This window comes from Bacillus sp. S4 (assembly GCF_040838205.1).
GTDB classification, from domain to species: Bacteria; Bacillota; Bacilli; order Bacillales; family Bacillaceae_G; genus Bacillus_A; species Bacillus_A cereus_U.
In genome coordinates this window covers 1-17,726 of sequence record NZ_JBFPJI010000021.1, presented here as the reverse complement: position 1 = coordinate 17,726, position 17,726 = coordinate 1, and the positions used below count along the sequence as shown (strand labels likewise).

Below are 17,726 nucleotides of genomic sequence, written 5' to 3'. Positions count from 1 at the left end.
GATTCAAACGTCTAAATAATGAGGTGGAGAATGATTGAATTGGCGTTTAGAGTGGAGCGTCTTAGGGAAGAAAAAATAGGGGATATTGTAGCATTATCTTCTTATATTGGGTGGGATTATAACAGAGAAGAAATTGAGACGATTTTGAATACGGGTATAGTATATGGTATGGTAAATGCGAAGGAAGAGCTTATTGCTAGCGCGGCAATTATATTATACGGGGAGGCATTAGCTTCTATCGGAATGGTAATTGTACATCCAGATTATAAAGGAAGAGGGATTGGAAAGATAATAACGGATTCATGCGTTAAAAGCGTATCAACTCAAATCCCAATTATGCTTATTGCTACGGATGAGGGGAAGCCTTTATATAAAAAACTAGGATTTAGAGCTGTTAGTTATGTTTCTAAATACATATGTAACTCGTACAATGCGAATTATCATTGTGTAGGAAATGAAGAGCATATTGTGAATTATGAAGAATGTGATTTAGAAGAAATAATACAAATAGACGAAGATGCATTTGGAACAAATAGAGAAGAGTTTTTAAAGTATCGAATTATACAAAGTGAACAATGTATCGTTATAAAGGATACAAAACAAAATGTATTAGGATATGGTATAAGTATACAAACGCCAGAAAATAAAATAATAGGACCAGTTGTTGGTAAAAATGATGCGATGGCAATGAGAATGGTACATTATTTAGCAAAAGGGCATAAAGGTAAATTAAGAATAGATGTACCAGAAGGGAAAGTGAATTTTATGAAAGGATTAGAGAATTCTGGTTTTCGAAAGGTGAATATGCCGCCAATTATGATAAAAAATAGCAATCAATTATTAAAAAGGAATAATGAGTTATATAGCATTGCAGCACAAATTTTTGGATAAAAAAGAATCCTTTTCACGTAAGGATTCTTTTTTATCGTTAATTTAGTCGCGATATTGGTCATGAATTGGTTGAAAGATATCTTCCTCGACATCTCTAACAACGGAAAAATGATCAACATTATAATGACCGTGTAAAGTTTTATTATGATGTTCGATAATTTGCTGTGCAGTTAATACGTTAGAATCAGTTGTTGAATGGCCATTTTTAATTAATGTAACATCGAATCCTTGTACAGTTGCTGTTCTAACAGCTGTGTCAATGCAATGTTCTGTTTTACATCCACCTATAACGAGATGATGTATCTTCTCTTCTTTTAAAAGTTCAAGTAAAGAAGTGCCATAGAATGAATTTGTTGCTGCTTTATTAATAAGGATTGCAGACTGAGGTACTTTAATTTGATTATGTACTTCAAAGCCCACGCCGCTACCAGAGGCAACATCGGTATCTCTTACGAAAATAATAAGGGCATTTGAATCTATTGCTTTCTGTACAGCTGTATTTAGTGTAGCTAATAGCTCAGTTTTACGAAAAACTTCATTTTCTTGTTCATTTCCATCAATTAATTCTTGCTGAGCATCGATAATTAATAGTGCTTGTTTCATCGTGTCTCCCCTTTAATATAAAATAAGTGCCACTGTACATATTCCTTCATGTTGTAAGGAAATCCTCCATTGTTAACGAAGTAGACGATTGCTTTACAAAGTTGTCAAAGAAATTTCATTCTCATAGAGTATAAAAACATGTATGATAGGAAGTGGAGAATTTTTGAGTAGGTGGGAATATCATGCAAACAGTAGAAGATTATCTTTCATTCTTACATACGAAAGGATTTAAATTATCAGAGGAAGCACAAGGATTTATTATGTTTGGACAAGGATATACTGGTGCATCTGATGGGATTGTGAACGTAGCAATAGAAGCGACGATTAAACATCAGTTACAGTTTGATGGCAGTTATTTTGTTGCGTTATTAGAACGATTGAAAGAAGAAGAAATTACAGATAAAAAAAGCGCTAAGGCTTTTATGCGGAAGTTGCAAGCGTAACTTCACGCAGCCCGCGCTTCTTTTTTTGTTTTTGAAGGTAATTCAACAAAAATCATACCTAGGAAAATACATAGACACCCAATAACAGCAGAAATAGAAAGCTGTTCATTTGCTACTAGAACGCCTGTTAATGCTGCAAAAACAGGCTCCATTGCGAAAATAATGGCTACTCTCGTTGGAGAAGTGTGTTTTTGTGCAGATGTTTGAATGAAAAAGGCAATTGATGTCGCAAACAGAGAAGTTAGAAATAGAGCGAATAAAAAGGAATGATTTGTCCATAGTGATACTGAAAGTAATTTTTCCCAATCTTCAAACAAAAAAGCGCAAATAGAAGAAAATATACCGACAGCTAATACTTGAGAAGTACTTAGTAATAAAGGTGATATTTTCTTAGAAAAGAAACCGTTAACAAGAATATGGGCAGCGAAAGCGACAGCACAACCGAGAACGAGTATATCTCCAATGTTTAATTGAAAAGAATCACCAGCCGTTAATAAATATAAACCTGCTGTTGCTACAGTAATACCAAGTGCAATGAAAATTGTAGCTCGCTGTTTTAAAAAAATAAAAGACAAGATTGGAACCATAATGATACTAAGCCCTGTTAAGAAACCAGCTTTTGAAGAGGTTGTATAAAGTAAGCCGAATGTTTGTAGTAAGTAGCCAACACATAAAAAGAATCCAACAATCAATCCAGCGAGACTACTCTGTTTTATATCTTGTGTTGAAGTTTTTTGTGAGAAAATAATTTGAACGAATAATAAAATAATTCCAGCGAATAAAAAGCGAATAGCATTAAAAGTAAATGGTCCAACAAAAGACATAGCATTTTGAACGACAACAAACGTAGCTCCCCAAATAAAAGAGACGAATAATAATGCGAGAGGAGCAATCCACCCTTTTTTCACACTCATACCCCCGTTAATTTTGTGAAATAGCTTTTCTAGCTAATTCATCAGCGACTTTATTTTGACTACTTGGAATCCACTTAATAAAAAAGAGATCGAAACTTTTTATGTACTGCAATGCTTCCTCTAATAGTGGTGCAAACATTTTATTTTTTGCGTATTCTTTTTCAACAGCTCGCTCGACAAGTTGCGAATCTGTACGAAAAGAGACAATGTTATAATTATGCTCCGTGCAATATTTTAATGCCGCAAGTAAGGCGTGGTATTCTGCTTCATGATTGGACATTGTCCCAAGGGGCAATGATAATTGTACAGTTGGTTGCACCCCTTTAATAAACACTCCAGCACCAGAAGGACCAGGATTTCCTTTTGATGCACCATCAATATATACTTCAATCAAAATGAGAAACCTCCAAATTATAAGATGATCCCCTACTTACATGTTTCTTTGAAGTAGGGGATAGAGTACTTTAGCCGATTGTAATACTATAACGACATGTAAATGTTTCATTCGCTTGTAAAGATTGAATTCCTTTTTTTTCCTTGAAATCTTTTGCCGGATTTACTTCATCAGCAATACCGTACCAAGGTTCAATACATAAGAAAGGTGCGTTTTCGCCTGGTGTCCATACGCCGACAAATGGGAATCCGTCAAATTCTACTTTTACAAATTTATTATGTTTATGAGAACGAATAGAGATTTCATCCGTATTCATATTTTCAAAAATAAGCGCATCATTTTTGAATAAATCGTATGTAAGTGGTAATTCATTCGTATTTTCAGCAATTGATTGTTTTTTACTTGAAAGATAAGGTCCTTCTAATACGCTTGTTTCTAAGCGTTCAGAACCATTAAATGCTAAATGATAATCAGTAAATGATTCGCCCTCTAATAAGGGGAAGTTGAAACCAGGATGTGCTCCGATTGAGAAGAACATCTCTTTTGAAGCAGGATTATTTACTTCATATGTTACATGGACGATTTGTCCGTCTAGCTCATAAGAAACGAGTAATTCGAATTCGTATGGGTATTTTTTTAATGTTTCTTCATTACTAGTTACAATATAAGTGATTTTCGTTTCACTTTGTTCTTGTACAGAGAATGTAAGATCACGAGCAAAGCCGTGTTGTGTTAAAGAATACGGTTTACCATCTACGTAGTATGTATTATCTACTAATCGGCCGACAATTGGGAATAAAATTGGTGCGCGGCGCCCCCAATAAGTAGAATCGCCTTGCCATAAGTATTCAGTGTTATCTTCTTTTAAGCGAACGCTTTGTAATTCTGCACCTTTGTCAGAAATGGAAACGATCACTTTTTCATTTTGAATTGTTGCTGTCATGAAGTGAAACCTCCTAAAACTTTCATATGTTTTATTATACGTTTTCTAAAAGAAAAAAGGTAGTTAATGATAGGAATCTATTGACGAGAGAGTGTCTATTGCGTAGAATATATTCTTGTTGCTTAAAAAACGAATAACGTGGTTCGAAACCATCCCACGTAAAAAAACTAAGGAGATTTTGTCATGAATATAAGGACATTAGTCGGTAATGGTATTTTAGCGGCATTATATATTGCTGTTTCTATGCTTATTCAGCCATTTGGCTTTACCAGTGTACAGTTTCGTATTTCAGAGATGTTTAATCATCTCGTTGTATTCAATAAGAAAGCAATTTACGGGATTGTATTAGGTGTATTTTTAACGAATCTCTTTTTCTCACCTATGATCGCTTATGATTTAGTATTTGGAGTAGGGCAATCCATTCTTGCATTACTTGCAACTATTATTTCTATGCGCTTCATTAAAGGTGTTTGGGCTCGTATGATTTTTAATACAGTTATTTTTACAGTCACAATGTTTATGATTGCAATTGAACTTCATCTTGCGTTTGATCTGCCATTTTTATTGACATGGCTAACTTGTGCAGTTGGTGAATTTGTTGTAATGGCAATTGGTATGCCTGTAATGTACTGGATTAATAAGCGAGTGCAATTTGAAAGATTTATGCAATAGATGAAAGAGCTGTCCTTATATAGGATGGCTCTTTTTGTATGTGATTATATTGAATATAATACTGTGACTCTTGGTCAACTATCCCCACTGTGATGAAACGTTTCAGTGGGGGCTTGAGTTAGAACTCTAGGTCTTTTCATCTATCGCTAGACAGTTTGACGCTCTAGAATTCATGCCACCTTACGGTAACACCCCAAGTAAGTTTTTGGTTGGTACTAGAAACGAACAATCGTTTCCCCACTTGCACCACCCTTTTGAAAAAGAGCAGTTCTTCCTTATGGAAGAAGCCACCACTCAGATGAATCCGGCGTGTGCTACAAGCCCCGACAAGTCGAGTACACATGGATGGTTGACGCACCCACTAAGCTATGCGCGAAGCAACAGCCTTACGTTTTTGCACTTCTAATAGAATCGGCGTTTTCACTTTAAGATTTTCATGCAATTCTACAACTCTTGATTTTTCCAATGTATTCAATGCACCATTAATATCAGCATGGATACATGTTCCTGCTTTACTTTGGTACAGACCACGAGTCATTCGTTTGCCACTAAAGCGATAATGCGTCCTATCATCCTTAGACCAAACTGGAATCGGATCTTTATCAATAAAACTGGCTTTTGAAGTATAACTTTCTTCTTGTTTAAAAAAACGGATGCCTTCTTTTACACATTTATTCTTAATTGCTGCAATCAGTTTATGAAATGGGATTTGAATAAATTTTTGATTATTCTTTTTTCCCATATCAGATTTTTGTTTCCAACCAGCATTATACCCTACAACAACAGTATCTATGTTGCATGCTTTCACTTTTTTGAACAACAAACCTACAGTTTGTGAAATGTAACCATTTATTTGTCGTTCTCGTTTATGCCAAAGTGCAGCCATTTGGTTCGTTACAACTCGTTTCGAAAGTCCATTTTCCATATTTTTCAGTTGCAGATTACGTATCATTTTGTTGAAGTACTGGTTAATAGATTTTAGTTTTTTTCCATCAATTAAAAATGCATCACCTGTATTTGTTGCGCAACTTACTAATCTGTCTACACCTAAATCGCAACTCAAAGCGTTACTAGTAGTCGTGGATTGTTTCTTCATTTGAGAAACGTGCATCTCATATGTGTAATGCACCTCAAAGAACCGACCTTTTTGCTTCGGTACAATCTCAATGTAGGAGATTTGTTTATTTATTAAATTTTTAGGCATACGTATTTTTATGGAACCGAATTTTTTTCTGAATGCAACATTCATCGGAATCATCCAATACCCGTTATCATCCACTTTTGGAACTTGGTAGATTTCAATGATTCGTTTGTCAGTTGAACGAGAATAATTTGGAAACTTAGGACGACCTGTGAATGTTTCAGGGTTTTTCTTCCACTGTTCCCATGCTTTAAAAAAGCTCTTCACTTCTGTAAATAAGGCTCTACGAATCGCTTGAACAGAGTTTGATTGAATGCCCGAGTAATTCAAATCGGCTTGCATGGCAGTATCCACTTCTTTTACAGTAGCCATTTTATTATGATTCAAATAACTTTTTTTTATGGTGTACAATCCAACATTTCGCAATGCTTTTGAACTATGTGACATGCGCTGAAGTAAACGAAATTCTTTTGCTGTGAGACAAGCTCGTCCGATATTCTGTTTCTGCGTGAATCGTTGCATGGTTTCTCTTTTCTTTTGTTTACGTAATACTTTCACTGCTTTCTTTCTAGCCATTGTTTTCACCACCTTTCTCAGAGAGTTCATTAAAATTATTGCTTTCCTTGTGATTCAATGTACTTACGGATAGAATCTATAGGTACACCGCCCGTTGTTAAAAGACAATAACTTCGAGACCAAAACATTTCTTTCCATAGATCATGTTTTATCTTAGGAAAATCTCGTTTCAGGAAACGAGAACTAACACTTTTGTAACTGTTAATCGCTTTTGACAAATCATTATTTGGAACGAAACGGAACAAAATATGAACCTGATCTTCATCGTAATTCCTTTTGGCTCAAGTAACCAAATGATTATTATTATCCAATTTCGTTGTCTTACGATATATTCCCTCCTTATCTACGACAGATTATATCGTAAGACAAAAAGAAACAAATATTCGCCCTCAAAAAATTGTTATGAACGAAACAAAAGTGTTTGGTCTACCTTCTGACGGCAATTCATCTCCACCTGAATTGTTGGGTTTCACCCGTAACGCAAATCAGATGGAGTCTGCTTGCCGAAAGGGATAAAATAAAGTGAGGCTTTCATTAGCTGGCTACATATAAGAAGTCTTATAAAAGGGGAATCTAGTATGAAATATAAAATACATTGGTTGTATAAAACGAAGCGTGGTTTACAAACTGAATTAACAACAGATTATATGAACATAGAAGAAGTACTTCAATTTGCGGAGGATTTTGAGAAAACAGGAAGGGCGAAAGAACTTTTATTTTACGATGAAATGGACGCGGAATGGTCATTAAAAGAAATGAAAAAACTGAGTAAGCAAGTGGAGGAAGATCCGCAAGAAATTCAAGTTTATTTTGATGGTGGTTATGATGTACAGACGAAAGAAGCTGGGGTGGGTATATGTGTATACTATAAAAAAGGAAATACAAATTACCGAATTCGTCGCAATGCATATATAGAAGGCATATATGATAATAACGAAGCGGAGTATGCAGCATTATTATACGGGGTGAATACACTCGAAGAATTAGGAATTAAATATGAAGCGGTTACACTTCGTGGAGATTCTCAAGTTGTACTGCAGCAATTAGCTGGTGAATGGCCTTGCTATGATGAACATTTAAATCATTACTTAGACCAAATTGAACAAAAAGCGAAGCAAATGAAATTAAAACTTGTTTGTGAACCGATATCTAGAAAACAAAATAAAGAGGCACATCAATTAGCAGCGCAAGCATTAGAAGGGACGACAATTGATAGTCATAAAGAAATAACCGAATAGAGAGGTGCACACGTGAAGAAGAAGCAACTCATTACAGAGGTAAATGACTTATTAGAAACGTATTGCGGAGGGTGTTTCCTGCAGGAACATAATCGGAAAAATCATAGTAAATACTATGCCCATTCTTTTTGTATACGGCAATGTACGGTTGGAGAGAAGTTGAAAAAGTATGGGGAGCAATTGTCATAAAAAACATCCAGAGAATTTTCTCTGGATGTTTTTTTAGTGCTTCGCTTCGTGTAATTGATGCTCGCATTTACTTAATTTTTTTTCTTCATTCATTAGAAATGGCTCATCTAAATCTGTTGCAACGGATTTCATGACTTCAAGCTGAGAACGAGCCGATTCTACTGCAGTAGTGGCATGCTCTAATGTGTCTGGATCCATTGAAATTGTTGCAGAACCTACCATTTTTTGTGCAGTTTCTACACGGAATTTTACTTCTTCAAAATCATTTACATGTGACCCCATTGTTATTGCCTCCTTTGGATTTTGCGCATTTCACATAGTTTTTGCTCTGTAAAACGGAAATATACAAAGGAATAACAAAGGAGGTTACCAAGTAAGGTAACCTCCTGTCATATGTGGGATTAAAGTTTTGCTACGTTAGCAGCTTGAGGTCCACGGTTTCCTTCAGTAATGTCGAAAGATACTTCTTGACCTTCCTCTAAAGCTTTGTAGCCGTCGCTTTGAATAGCAGAGAAATGTACGAATACATCTTCAGAGCCTTCCATTTCGATAAATCCAAAACCTTTTTCATTGTTAAACCATTTTACTTTTCCTTGCATGTCACAATTCCTCCTAAAAACGATTCCTTTTTTCATTTAGTGAAATTCATTTTAAAAAATAATATAAATAAAAAATGCTATTTTCTCGAATATTCTGCTAAATGATTAATTTAAATATACACGAATTGGTAGAATTTAGTCAAGTAAGCGCTTTGAAATCTTTGTATTTTTAAAAAGGTATAGGACAAGCCGAGTATGTAATATTCTTAAGTGAATGCTGTACATAATGAGGTGAAAGAATGGATGAGTCTTATTTATTAGATAATGAAGGAATGAAAAATAGAGGCGACATACCGAATTGGGTTGCAAAAGAATTTCAAAATTTTTCGAGTGTCGTGTTAGAACCAACTTTTCCGTGTTATTTCGGTTTAACAGCTTTGAAAAAGAATGAACTTCGTTATTCATTTCTCTCTCATAATGATTGGGGGCATTTACCCAATACAATGTTATCTTTTTTAGAGTTAATGAGAGAGCGGCCGATTGTAAGAAGGGGCTTTTTTCTTTTTGTGGAACCGGAATGTGAAGAAAAATCAATCGAATATTATCGAGATTATTTTTGGAAAGTACTACAATATTTACATGAACAAGATAATCAAGTATGGCCAAAGCAAATCCCGAAAAATCCAGAGCATTATTTATGGGAATTTTCATTTGGTGGTGAACCAATATTTGCATTTGGGAATGCGCCAGCTTATAAACAGCGAAAGACTAGGCATTTAGGAAATTCTCTCGTTATTGGATTCCAGCCACGAACTATTTTCGATGGCTTAGAAGGAGATCGTCCTAAAGGGTCGTATTCAAGACAAATGGTCCGTGAACGAGTTGAAAAGTGGGATCAGTTGCCGAAACACCCTAACATTAGTCACTACGGCGATCCTAATCATCGTGAATGGAAACAATATTTCATAGGGGATGATATTGAGCCGATTAAAGGTAAATGTCCTTTTCATCATAGAGTAGAGAAATAAGAGCCATCAACAGGATGGCTCTTTTGTATATTTTGGATAAAAAAGGGTACTGTATTAGTGAATAATTTTTATGAAAGCTAGTCTATTTTCTATATTTACATCATTACTTAATAGTAAAAGAAGTAGAAAGGATAGAGCGATGTTTGGAGCAATTATACAACAAATAGTATTAGGTATTTCATTAGCTGCGCCTGTAGGTCCGATTAATATTGAAATGTTAAAAAGGGGAATTGAACGTGGATTTTGGCATGCATGGATTGTTGGAATTGGAGGAATGACTGCTGATATTTTGTTTATGCTTTTTATTTATTTCGGTTTATCTTCTGTGTTTATGTATACATATGTACAAGCTTTTATGTATTGCACTGGGTTTTTCTTGTTGTTTTATTTAGGGTTTCAAAGTGTGAAACAAGGAATTTCTCACTCTAATATGGAATATAAACAAGAAGAGATAGGTGGACTTAAACAATCTTTTATGGCAGGATTTTTTATCGCGATATCCAATCCATTAAATCTCGTTTTTTGGTTTGGCATATACGGAAGTACACTTAGCTCTTTGCTTACAAAAGTAACGAAACAAGAAGCTTTTTTGTACAGTCTTTGCATTATTGTTGGTATTATTTTGTGGAACTTAAATATTGCTTTTTCTGTACATTTCGGAAGAACTTTATTAAAGCAAAAAGCACTTGGCTATATTACAGCCGGAGCAGGTATTATTTTAGTAGGATATTCTATCCATTTTGCATACAAAGCTTTACAGTTGTTCATATAAGATTGAAGGGGAGATTTTTATGTATCGAACCACTATTGACGGAAAAGAAATTATCATCACTTTAGCACCAAAAATCCGAAAAGAAATTACTGATAGGAATCCACTATATGAAGCGGTATTTAAAAATGCAGCAAGGTTGCTGCAAACGAAACAACCAACGTTTGCGGTAAACCATGAAGTATTTGGGCTTATTATTGGAGAAGTACAAAGGGGTGAAGTAACAGTGTTTGCAGTAGAACACATTATCCCAAAGCAAAATATATTTGGTCCGAACACTTTTTTCTCGACAATAGAACAGCAGGCAAATTTGTAAAGTGAATAGAATAAGAATAAAATAGAAAAGAAATAGTCGTAACGATATGTTGCGGCTGTTTTTGTGGAGAAGGGGGAAGAAAGATGAAGAGAGTGGTAAAGGAGTTCTTTTTGCAACATGATATTGTTATTATGTATAGTGTTCTATTAATTTTTATCCTTATTTTAAAAATGCAATTTTTTACATGGATCGGTATGTTAGCGTGTTTGTTTGGGATTGTTTTTTATACGCTAAACGAATATATGACACATCGTTTTTTATTCCATTTAAAGCCGCCTAAAAACGCACTTTTATTAAAAATGTTAAGAAGATTACATTATGATCATCACGTCTATCCAGATGATTTAAAACTTTTATTTTTGCCTGTATGGTTTAGTATACCTAGCTTTACTATCTATTTACTTATATCATATGGTATTACAAAAAGTGTTACTGTTACACTTTCATTTGGAGTCGGAATGATTATCATGCTCCTCGTTTATGAATGGAAACATTATATTGCACATAAGCCAATTCGTCCCTTCACTAAGTTTGGAAGATGGCTAAAAAAACAGCATATATTACACCATTATAAAAATGAAAAGTTTTGGTTTGGTGTTTCAAATCCAGTATTCGATTTTATATTTGGAACGCTTAAAGATGGAAAAGACGTTGAATTAAGCGAAACAGCTCGTAATTTAGAAAAGGAGACAAAGACAGAAGTAGTGCGATAAGCACTACTTTTTTTATCCCGCTATTTGCGAGCAGTAAGACTCCCACCTCAAAATTCGGCGAATACGAAGAAGTTAGGTGGGAGTCGTGCTGCCCATAACCCCCCACGCTGATTAAAGTTTCACTTTATTCTGTTTTAACGGGAATAAAAGTTTAATCGAATCAATCAAATTTTATGTTGAAAAAGTATATTGAAAATTTAGGAGAAAATGACGAAAAATGTCTATCGAAAAATCTTTGCAGGAATGTACGGATTGTCTAAAATGAAAATAAGTTTCTGAATATTTATAAAATTTAGTCTTTTGGTATGCAAGGAGAAATTGTATTTTAAGTTAAGAGAGGGGACCAGAGAATGAAACGAGATGATACGTCAGCACGTAAGTTACAAAATGAGGTGAATTATACAGAAGTTGTTCAGTCGGAAGAGTTTCAATTGTTATTAAATACGAAAAAGAAGTTTATCATTCCGATGAGTATTTTCTTTTTAAGTTTTTTTATTACATTACCTATTTTAACATCGTATTCAAAGGTGCTTAATACACCGGTATTTGGTGATGTTACATGGGCGTGGGTATTTGCTTTTGCGCAATTTATAATGACATGGGCATTATGTATGATTTATAGCAAAAAAGCAGAATCCTTTGATGAAATCTCGCGAAAAATTCTGCAAGATATGCAACAAGGGAGGGGCTGACTTTGAATACAACCGCCTTTGCGTTATTTTTAATTATCGTCCTTGGTACACTTGTTATAACTTATTTCGCATCGAAAAAAACGAAAAATGCGAGTGAATTTTATACGGCTGGAGGGGGATTAACTGGTTGGCAAAATGGCCTGGCGATTGCCGGGGATTACATGTCTGCTGCGTCATTTCTTGGCATCGCCGGAGCGATAGCTTTAACAGGATTTGATGGGTTCTTTTATAGTATAGGTTTCTTAGTTGCTTACTTAGTTGTATTATACCTAGTTGCAGAACCGCTTAGAAATTTAGGGAAGTATACGTTAGCGGATATGATTGCGGCGCGTTTTGATGCGAAAAAGGTTCGTGGTATTGCAGCACTTAATACGATGACGATTTCGATTTTTTATATGATTGCACAATTAGTTGGTGCGGGTGCACTTATTAAATTATTATTAGGAATTGAATATACGACATCTGTTTTAATCGTTGGTACACTAATGACAGTTTACGTTATTTTTGGAGGTATGACTGCTACAAGTTGGGTACAAATTGTAAAGGCTGTACTACTTATGGCAGGTACATTTATTATTTCTGTTATCGTTTTCTCCAAATTTAATTTCAGTGTGACAGAAATGTTCGCTCAAATGAAAACAGCTACTCCATTGAAGGAATCGTTTTTAAATCCAGGAGTAAAGTATAAAGATGGTCTGGATACACTTTCTTTAAATTTAGGACTAGTTCTTGGTACGGCAGGATTACCGCATATTCTTGTCCGCTTTTTCACAGTACGTGATGCAAAAACTGCACGTCAATCAGTTGTGTACGCTACGTGGTTAATTGGTGCATTTTATATTATGACGATTTTCTTAGGATTTGGTGCGGCGGCGTTTGTAGGGAATGAGGCAATTATTCAAGCAAATCCAGCCGGTAATATGGCAGCACCTTTATTAGCTAAAGCATTAGGTGGAGATTTCTTATTCGCATTCGTATCGGCGATTGCTTTTGCAACAATTTTAGCTGTAGTAGCAGGTCTTGTATTAACAGCGGCTTCCGCATTTGCTCATGATTTTTATAACGAGATTATTCGCAAAGGAAAATCAACGGAAAAAGAGCAAGTTTCAATGGCTCGTTATGCGTCTATTGGAGTAGCGATAGTATCTATTATACTTGCTTTATTTGCGCAAACATTAAACGTAGCATTTTTAGTATCACTAGCATTTGCAGTTGCAGCGAGTGCAAATTTACCAGTTATATTATTTACAATATATTGGAAGCGTTTTAATACAACGGGTGCAATTTGTGGTATGATTGTTGGTCTTGTATCAGCAATTGTTCTTGTTGGGTTAAGTCCAAATGTTTGGAATCCCGTGGTAGGGAAAGCTATATTTGTTGGAGAGGCGATATTCCCATATACGACACCTGGAATTGTTTCTATTCCGCTTGGATTCCTTGCAGCATATTTAGGAACTGTTTTCTCTAGTAAGAAAGAAGATGCAGCAAAGTTTGATGAAATTCTTGTGAAATCTAATACTGGTCATGGTATTAGTGATGCTTCTTCACATTAAAAAAAGAGGAGCTTTTCGAAATATAAGAAAAGCTTCTATTTCTTTTGGCATTTTCTTATAAAGTGAAACTTTAATCAGTGTGGGGGATTGCTCATCCCCCCACACTGATTATTAGCCTTCACCAATCGGGCGTTTATGGGCAGTTAATCTCCCACCTAACTTCTTTGCTCCAGCTGAATTTTTGGGTGGGAGTTTTACTGCCCGTTAATGCGGGATAAATATTACTTTATTTTTGGTAGGATTTGTCTTGTGTTTGTGGAATGAAAATAGGCAGGGAGAAATTTAACTCATCATGGCACCAGCGCAGCTTTGTGAAAAATAAGTTGTTATGGAAGGTGGAAGAAATGATGAAGACAAAACAAACCGATGAATTATTAGCAAAAGATGAGCAATATGTTTGGCACGGAATGCGTCCTTTTAGCCCAAGTAGTACAATGGTAGGGGCAAAAGCAGAAGGGTGCTGGGTTGAAGATATACAAGGAAAAAGATACTTAGACGGTATGAGTGGTCTTTGGTGTGTGAATAGTGGATACGGAAGAAAAGAGCTCGCAGAGGCAGCTTATAAGCAATTGCAAACATTATCATACTTTCCGATGTCACAATCACATGAGCCAGCGATTAAGCTCGCTGAAAAGTTAAACGAGTGGCTTGGTGGAGAGTATGTTATATTCTTCTCTAATAGTGGATCAGAAGCGAATGAAACAGCTTTTAAAATAGCAAGACAATATTATGCTCAAAAAGGTGAACCGCATCGTTATAAATTTATGTCACGTTATCGTGGTTATCACGGAAACACAATGGCAACGATGGCAGCGACTGGACAAGCACAGCGTAGATACCAATATGAGCCATTTGCGTCAGGGTTTTTACATGTAACGCCTCCAGATTGTTACCGCATGCCAGAAATGGAATCGCAAAATATTTATGATGTAGAATGCGTAAAAGAAGTAGATCGTGTTATGACATGGGAATTAAGCGAAACAATAGCGGGATTTATTATGGAGCCAATTATTACAGGCGGAGGTATTTTAATGCCGCCACAAGACTATATGAAAGCTGTTCATGAAACGTGTCAAAAACACGGTTCGTTACTTATTAGCGATGAAGTTATTTGTGGTTTCGGGCGTACAGGAAAAGCATTTGGATTTATGAATTATGACGTTAAGCCTGATATCGTTACGATGGCAAAAGGTATTACGAGCGCATACTTACCATTATCAGCAACAGCTGTGAAAAAAGAAATTTATGAGGCATTTAAAGGAACAGGGGAATATGAATTCTTCCGTCATATTAATACATTTGGTGGAAATCCAGCGGCTTGTGCATTAGCGCTTAAAAACTTAGAGATTATGGAAAATGAAAATTTAATTGAGCGCTCTGCCCAAATGGGTTCACTTTTATTAAATCAATTAAAAGAAGAAATTGGGGAACATCCGCTTGTTGGTAATATTAGAGGGAAAGGGTTATTAGTTGGAATCGAACTAGTAAATGATAAAGCGACGAAAGAACCAATTGATAACGACAAAATTGCAAGTGTTGTAAATGCTTGTAAAGAAAAAGGACTTATTATTGGGCGTAACGGTATGACAACAGCGGGGTATAATAACGTTTTAACATTAGCACCGCCACTTGTTATTTCAAGTGAAGAAATTGCTTTTGTTGTTGGAACGTTGAAGACAGCGATGGAACGTATTTAATAAATAGAACGAGAGGAGCGAGCTGTAATATAAGGCTCGCTTTTGTTTACTAGGAGGAGCTTTTAATGGAGAAATATGATCCTAACAAACATTATCACATCGGATATTATGAAGACGGATATGATTTAGAAGTGACAGCGTACAAAAGAATAAATGAGCCAGTTTGGGATGCTTATATTCCAAAATATGAGGCAGACGATTTTTATAAAAAGGTGGAGGAAATGAAACTTGGGGAATATATAGATGACTATGGCATAAAAGTATATTCATTTCGTGATGATATCGATGATGAGGAAGCGCGAACTATTTTTGAAAAATGGTTAAAGACGAATGAGATTGTTTAAAGGTGAAACGAAAAAGGAGATTGCTATCTTATAAGATAGCAATCTCCTTTTATTATAGTAAACTTATTTACTTGCTTTCATTGCTTTATCTTTTGCACCAAAAGTGTATTTTAACATTGGTGGTGTAATCATCGTAGTTAAAATAACGACGATAACGATTGCTGTAAAGTAATCTTGTGCTAATAGGCCAGAAGAAAGTCCTGTTCCTGCGATGATAAGTGCAACTTCACCACGAGAAACCATACCAGCACCGATAATTGCAGAAGACTTTGCATCAAATCCAGTCATTCGTGCACCGAATCCACAACCGATTAGTTTTGTGAATACAGCGATTACTGTTAATGCTAAAATGAACCAAATTTGATCACCAATACCGTCAAATGTAATATTCATACCGATGCTAACGAAGAATACTGGTACGAACATAGCATAAGCGATTGGTTCTACTTTCTTTTCTACTTCATGTTTGTAGTTCGTTTGAGAAATAGCGATACCAGCTGCGAAAGCACCGATAATACCAGCAATTCCTAATAGTTCGCCGAAATATGCGAATGAGAAACAGATGATAAGTGCTGCGCTAACGATAGACTCAGATACGCGTAGTGGTGATAACCAACGCATAATCGCTGGAACACCTTTCCATCCGATTAAAATAATAGAAGCAAAGAATACTACTTTCTTCAAGATAACCATTGTTAAATTCACATCATCTGTACCTAAGAAGCTCATTGCGAATGCTAATAAAATAACAACAAGAATGTCATCAAATACAGCTGCTCCAAGCATTGTTGTACTTTCACGTGTTTTCATCTTACCTAAATCGCGAAGTGTTTGAACAGAAATACTAACACTTGTCGCACATAGAAGTAATCCTAAAAAGACAGCGTTCCCTTGTTCCATGCCCATAACAAGACCGGCAACGTAACCACCTACAAATGGAAGAACGATACCTCCAATTGCGACTGCTAAAGAAGAATTACGGTTTTCATTTAATTCTTTTAAGTCTGTTTCAAGTCCAGCCATAAACATTAAAAGAATAACCCCGACATTACTTAATTGCGTTAGAAGTTCTGAATTCTCAATCCAACCTAATAAAGCTGGACCGATAACGATACCGACAATTAATTTACCCAGTACAGAAGGTTGACCTAATCTAACACTAAGGTCACCAGCGAGCTTTGTACTTAATAAAATAAGTGCAATTTGAAAGAAAAATTCGAATTCCATCTGATCCTCTCCTCATCATTTTTAGTTTTATCATACGATTTCTCGGAATTTGCCTAATGAAAATATGTAAAAACCCATTAAACAAAGGGTCTTATTACGAGTTCTTTTGAACTTGTAATTTGAACCTGTAATTAATATATAATAAAATTTATTAAAAATCAATGAAAAAATAGCAGATTTTCATGATAGGATTCGATTTAGGTATGGAGGGAATCACTATATAATAAGAAGAAATAAGGATACATTTTTAATGAATTGGAGAAGGGCATATGTTATTAAATAAACGTTTTACAATTGGGGAAATGGCAAAAATGCATAATATAGCGGAATCTACATTACGCTACTATGATGAAAAAGGAATTTTTCATCCGTCTATTGTGGACCCGCAAACGAATTATCGCTATTACACAATTGATCAGTTTTCACTATTAGACACGATTAAATTTTTACGCCAATTGAATATCCCATTAAAGGAAATAAAGAAATATATTGATGAACGAAATCCGTCTTATGCGCTGAATTTACTTGAAAAACAACAAGAAATGATGCTGAAAAAGCAAAGAGAAATCGAGTATGCTTTGGCAAAAATGGAACATAAAATCCATTTAATGAAGAAAGCGACGGAATCAGAAGCGAATCAAATTATTTATAAAACGATATCGAAGCGAAAAATAACAGCGATTGCAGTTGCACCTAATACAACAGATGATATGTTTGAATATTATATCCATTCGCTACAAAAAAATATGAAGCAAATTGATAATAGTTTATTTTCAGGAGATATCGGTGTAACAGTTTCAAAAAAAGCATTACTTCAAAATGAGTTTCAAGCATATAACAGTGT

At 35.2% G+C, this 17,726-nt stretch carries 22 protein-coding genes, 1 pseudogene and 1 riboswitch; of the genes and pseudogenes, 14 read left to right on the top strand and 9 right to left on the bottom strand.

Annotated features, from left to right (window positions below; genetic code table 11):
- Positions 1–30 precede the first annotated feature (30 nt).
- Positions 31–891 (top strand): GNAT family N-acetyltransferase, encoded by an 861-nt coding sequence (locus AB3X48_RS05185; protein ID WP_367958966.1) that lies wholly within the window; start codon positions 31–33, stop codon positions 889–891.
- A 42-nt stretch (positions 892–933) separates the two neighbouring features.
- Here AB3X48_RS05185 and AB3X48_RS05180 read toward each other — a convergent pair whose 3' ends face one another.
- A complete protein-coding gene (locus tag AB3X48_RS05180; protein WP_016104358.1) occupies positions 934–1,494 on the bottom strand; it encodes an isochorismatase family protein in 561 nt (186 codons plus the stop codon).
- A gap of 182 nt (positions 1,495–1,676) precedes the next feature.
- On the opposite strand from AB3X48_RS05180, the gene AB3X48_RS05175 reads away from it, so the two are divergent.
- Entirely contained in the window at positions 1,677–1,937 is a 261-nt protein-coding gene (locus AB3X48_RS05175) for a DUF6123 family protein (RefSeq protein WP_001195213.1), read from the top strand.
- Between the two features lie 2 nt (positions 1,938–1,939).
- On the opposite strand, the gene AB3X48_RS05170 is transcribed toward AB3X48_RS05175, so the two are convergent.
- From AB3X48_RS05170 to AB3X48_RS05160, 3 genes are all read right to left on the bottom strand, one after another.
- The gene (locus AB3X48_RS05170; RefSeq protein ID WP_016104359.1) at positions 1,940–2,845 is read right to left on the bottom strand and encodes a DMT family transporter; all 906 of its coding nucleotides are present in this window, start codon (positions 2,843–2,845) and stop codon (positions 1,940–1,942) included.
- A gap of 13 nt (positions 2,846–2,858) precedes the next feature.
- Positions 2,859–3,245: a reverse transcriptase-like protein gene (locus tag AB3X48_RS05165; protein ID WP_199715110.1), complete on the bottom strand. Its 387-nt coding sequence runs from the start codon at positions 3,243–3,245 to the stop codon at positions 2,859–2,861.
- A 70-nt stretch (positions 3,246–3,315) separates the two neighbouring features.
- Positions 3,316–4,188: an aldose 1-epimerase family protein gene (locus AB3X48_RS05160; RefSeq protein WP_016104361.1), complete on the bottom strand. Its 873-nt coding sequence runs from the start codon at positions 4,186–4,188 to the stop codon at positions 3,316–3,318.
- Between the two features lie 132 nt (positions 4,189–4,320).
- Positions 4,321–4,365, top strand: a riboswitch (PreQ1 riboswitch).
- 6 nt (positions 4,366–4,371) lie between these two features.
- Here AB3X48_RS05160 and AB3X48_RS05155 point away from each other — a divergent pair.
- Complete coding sequence (locus AB3X48_RS05155) at positions 4,372–4,860, top strand: QueT transporter family protein (protein ID WP_002011909.1); 489 nt, start codon at positions 4,372–4,374, stop codon at positions 4,858–4,860.
- Between the two features lie 361 nt (positions 4,861–5,221).
- Here the strand turns inward: AB3X48_RS05155 and AB3X48_RS05150 are convergent, their stop codons facing one another.
- Together AB3X48_RS05150 and tnpA are read right to left on the bottom strand one after the other, a co-directional pair.
- Positions 5,222–6,577 carry an RNA-guided endonuclease TnpB family protein gene (locus AB3X48_RS05150; RefSeq protein ID WP_367958961.1) on the bottom strand — a complete coding sequence of 452 codons (1,356 nt, stop codon included), beginning with the start codon at positions 6,575–6,577 and terminating at the stop codon, positions 5,222–5,224.
- Between the two features lie 35 nt (positions 6,578–6,612).
- Positions 6,613–6,849: pseudogene (gene tnpA / locus AB3X48_RS05145) on the bottom strand (IS200/IS605 family transposase); the annotation flags it as partial.
- Positions 6,850–7,155: 306 nt separating this feature from the next.
- Between tnpA and AB3X48_RS05140 the strand changes: the two are divergent.
- Both AB3X48_RS05140 and AB3X48_RS05135 read left to right on the top strand, forming a co-directional pair.
- The gene (locus AB3X48_RS05140) at positions 7,156–7,815 is read left to right on the top strand and encodes a ribonuclease H family protein (protein ID WP_016104363.1); all 660 of its coding nucleotides are present in this window, start codon (positions 7,156–7,158) and stop codon (positions 7,813–7,815) included.
- Between the two features lie 12 nt (positions 7,816–7,827).
- Positions 7,828–8,004, top strand: coding sequence for a zinc-finger domain-containing protein (locus AB3X48_RS05135; RefSeq protein ID WP_002011906.1), 177 nt, complete (start codon positions 7,828–7,830; stop codon positions 8,002–8,004).
- A gap of 33 nt (positions 8,005–8,037) precedes the next feature.
- Here AB3X48_RS05135 and AB3X48_RS05130 read toward each other — a convergent pair whose 3' ends face one another.
- Positions 8,038–8,286 carry a DUF2564 family protein gene (locus AB3X48_RS05130; protein ID WP_002158521.1) on the bottom strand — a complete coding sequence of 83 codons (249 nt, stop codon included), beginning with the start codon at positions 8,284–8,286 and terminating at the stop codon, positions 8,038–8,040.
- Between the two features lie 119 nt (positions 8,287–8,405).
- Positions 8,406–8,603: a cold shock-like protein CspB gene (gene cspB / locus AB3X48_RS05125; protein ID WP_002011904.1), complete on the bottom strand. Its 198-nt coding sequence runs from the start codon at positions 8,601–8,603 to the stop codon at positions 8,406–8,408.
- A 239-nt stretch (positions 8,604–8,842) separates the two neighbouring features.
- Here cspB and AB3X48_RS05120 point away from each other — a divergent pair, with 239 nt between their 5' ends.
- From AB3X48_RS05120 to AB3X48_RS05085, 8 genes are all read left to right on the top strand, one after another.
- A complete protein-coding gene (locus tag AB3X48_RS05120) occupies positions 8,843–9,571 on the top strand; it encodes a YqcI/YcgG family protein (RefSeq protein ID WP_199715114.1) in 729 nt (242 codons plus the stop codon).
- A 139-nt stretch (positions 9,572–9,710) separates the two neighbouring features.
- On the top strand, positions 9,711–10,343 hold the full coding sequence (locus AB3X48_RS05115) for a LysE family transporter (RefSeq protein ID WP_199715204.1): 633 nt from the start codon (positions 9,711–9,713) through the stop codon (positions 10,341–10,343).
- 19 nt (positions 10,344–10,362) lie between these two features.
- A complete protein-coding gene (locus tag AB3X48_RS05110; protein WP_002011898.1) occupies positions 10,363–10,656 on the top strand; it encodes a hypothetical protein in 294 nt (97 codons plus the stop codon).
- 83 nt (positions 10,657–10,739) lie between these two features.
- Entirely contained in the window at positions 10,740–11,369 is a 630-nt protein-coding gene (locus tag AB3X48_RS05105; protein ID WP_016104365.1) for a sterol desaturase family protein, read from the top strand.
- Positions 11,370–11,719: 350 nt separating this feature from the next.
- The gene (locus tag AB3X48_RS05100) at positions 11,720–12,061 is read left to right on the top strand and encodes a DUF485 domain-containing protein (RefSeq protein WP_002158517.1); all 342 of its coding nucleotides are present in this window, start codon (positions 11,720–11,722) and stop codon (positions 12,059–12,061) included.
- A gap of 2 nt (positions 12,062–12,063) precedes the next feature.
- Positions 12,064–13,614 carry a solute symporter family protein gene (locus AB3X48_RS05095; RefSeq protein WP_002201091.1) on the top strand — a complete coding sequence of 517 codons (1,551 nt, stop codon included), beginning with the start codon at positions 12,064–12,066 and terminating at the stop codon, positions 13,612–13,614.
- A 347-nt stretch (positions 13,615–13,961) separates the two neighbouring features.
- Complete coding sequence (locus AB3X48_RS05090) at positions 13,962–15,311, top strand: aspartate aminotransferase family protein (RefSeq protein WP_002158515.1); 1,350 nt, start codon at positions 13,962–13,964, stop codon at positions 15,309–15,311.
- Between the two features lie 65 nt (positions 15,312–15,376).
- Positions 15,377–15,655, top strand: a complete 279-nt coding sequence (locus tag AB3X48_RS05085) for a DUF3986 family protein (RefSeq protein ID WP_002201090.1) — start codon at positions 15,377–15,379, stop codon at positions 15,653–15,655.
- Positions 15,656–15,718: 63 nt separating this feature from the next.
- Here the strand turns inward: AB3X48_RS05085 and AB3X48_RS05080 are convergent, their stop codons facing one another.
- Positions 15,719–16,882 carry a cation:proton antiporter gene (locus tag AB3X48_RS05080; protein WP_002201089.1) on the bottom strand — a complete coding sequence of 388 codons (1,164 nt, stop codon included), beginning with the start codon at positions 16,880–16,882 and terminating at the stop codon, positions 15,719–15,721.
- A 269-nt stretch (positions 16,883–17,151) separates the two neighbouring features.
- Here AB3X48_RS05080 and AB3X48_RS05075 point away from each other — a divergent pair.
- Positions 17,152–17,726, top strand: a 575-nt coding sequence (locus AB3X48_RS05075) for a MerR family transcriptional regulator (protein ID WP_367958954.1), incomplete at its 3' end; no start/stop codon positions are given.

Excerpts from the sequence above, each read along its gene's own strand:
- AB3X48_RS05185 (WP_367958966.1), top strand. The coding sequence starts at position 31 with ATGATTGAATTGGCGTTTAGAGTGGAGCGTCTTAGGGAAGAAAAAATA.
- AB3X48_RS05180 (WP_016104358.1), bottom strand. The coding sequence starts at position 1,494 with ATGAAACAAGCACTATTAATTATCGATGCTCAGCAAGAATTAATTGAT.
- AB3X48_RS05175 (WP_001195213.1), top strand. The coding sequence starts at position 1,677 with ATGCAAACAGTAGAAGATTATCTTTCATTCTTACATACGAAAGGATTT.
- AB3X48_RS05160 (WP_016104361.1), bottom strand. The coding sequence starts at position 4,188 with ATGACAGCAACAATTCAAAATGAAAAAGTGATCGTTTCCATTTCTGAC.
- AB3X48_RS05155 (WP_002011909.1), top strand. The coding sequence starts at position 4,372 with ATGAATATAAGGACATTAGTCGGTAATGGTATTTTAGCGGCATTATAT.
- AB3X48_RS05150 (WP_367958961.1), bottom strand. The coding sequence starts at position 6,577 with ATGGCTAGAAAGAAAGCAGTGAAAGTATTACGTAAACAAAAGAAAAGA.
- AB3X48_RS05140 (WP_016104363.1), top strand. The coding sequence starts at position 7,156 with ATGAAATATAAAATACATTGGTTGTATAAAACGAAGCGTGGTTTACAA.
- AB3X48_RS05130 (WP_002158521.1), bottom strand. The coding sequence starts at position 8,286 with ATGGGGTCACATGTAAATGATTTTGAAGAAGTAAAATTCCGTGTAGAA.
- cspB (WP_002011904.1), bottom strand. The coding sequence starts at position 8,603 with ATGCAAGGAAAAGTAAAATGGTTTAACAATGAAAAAGGTTTTGGATTT.
- AB3X48_RS05120 (WP_199715114.1), top strand. The coding sequence starts at position 8,843 with ATGGATGAGTCTTATTTATTAGATAATGAAGGAATGAAAAATAGAGGC.
- AB3X48_RS05115 (WP_199715204.1), top strand. The coding sequence starts at position 9,711 with ATGTTTGGAGCAATTATACAACAAATAGTATTAGGTATTTCATTAGCT.
- AB3X48_RS05110 (WP_002011898.1), top strand. The coding sequence starts at position 10,363 with ATGTATCGAACCACTATTGACGGAAAAGAAATTATCATCACTTTAGCA.
- AB3X48_RS05105 (WP_016104365.1), top strand. The coding sequence starts at position 10,740 with ATGAAGAGAGTGGTAAAGGAGTTCTTTTTGCAACATGATATTGTTATT.
- AB3X48_RS05100 (WP_002158517.1), top strand. The coding sequence starts at position 11,720 with ATGAAACGAGATGATACGTCAGCACGTAAGTTACAAAATGAGGTGAAT.
- AB3X48_RS05090 (WP_002158515.1), top strand. The coding sequence starts at position 13,962 with ATGAAGACAAAACAAACCGATGAATTATTAGCAAAAGATGAGCAATAT.
- AB3X48_RS05085 (WP_002201090.1), top strand. The coding sequence starts at position 15,377 with ATGGAGAAATATGATCCTAACAAACATTATCACATCGGATATTATGAA.
- AB3X48_RS05080 (WP_002201089.1), bottom strand. The coding sequence starts at position 16,882 with ATGGAATTCGAATTTTTCTTTCAAATTGCACTTATTTTATTAAGTACA.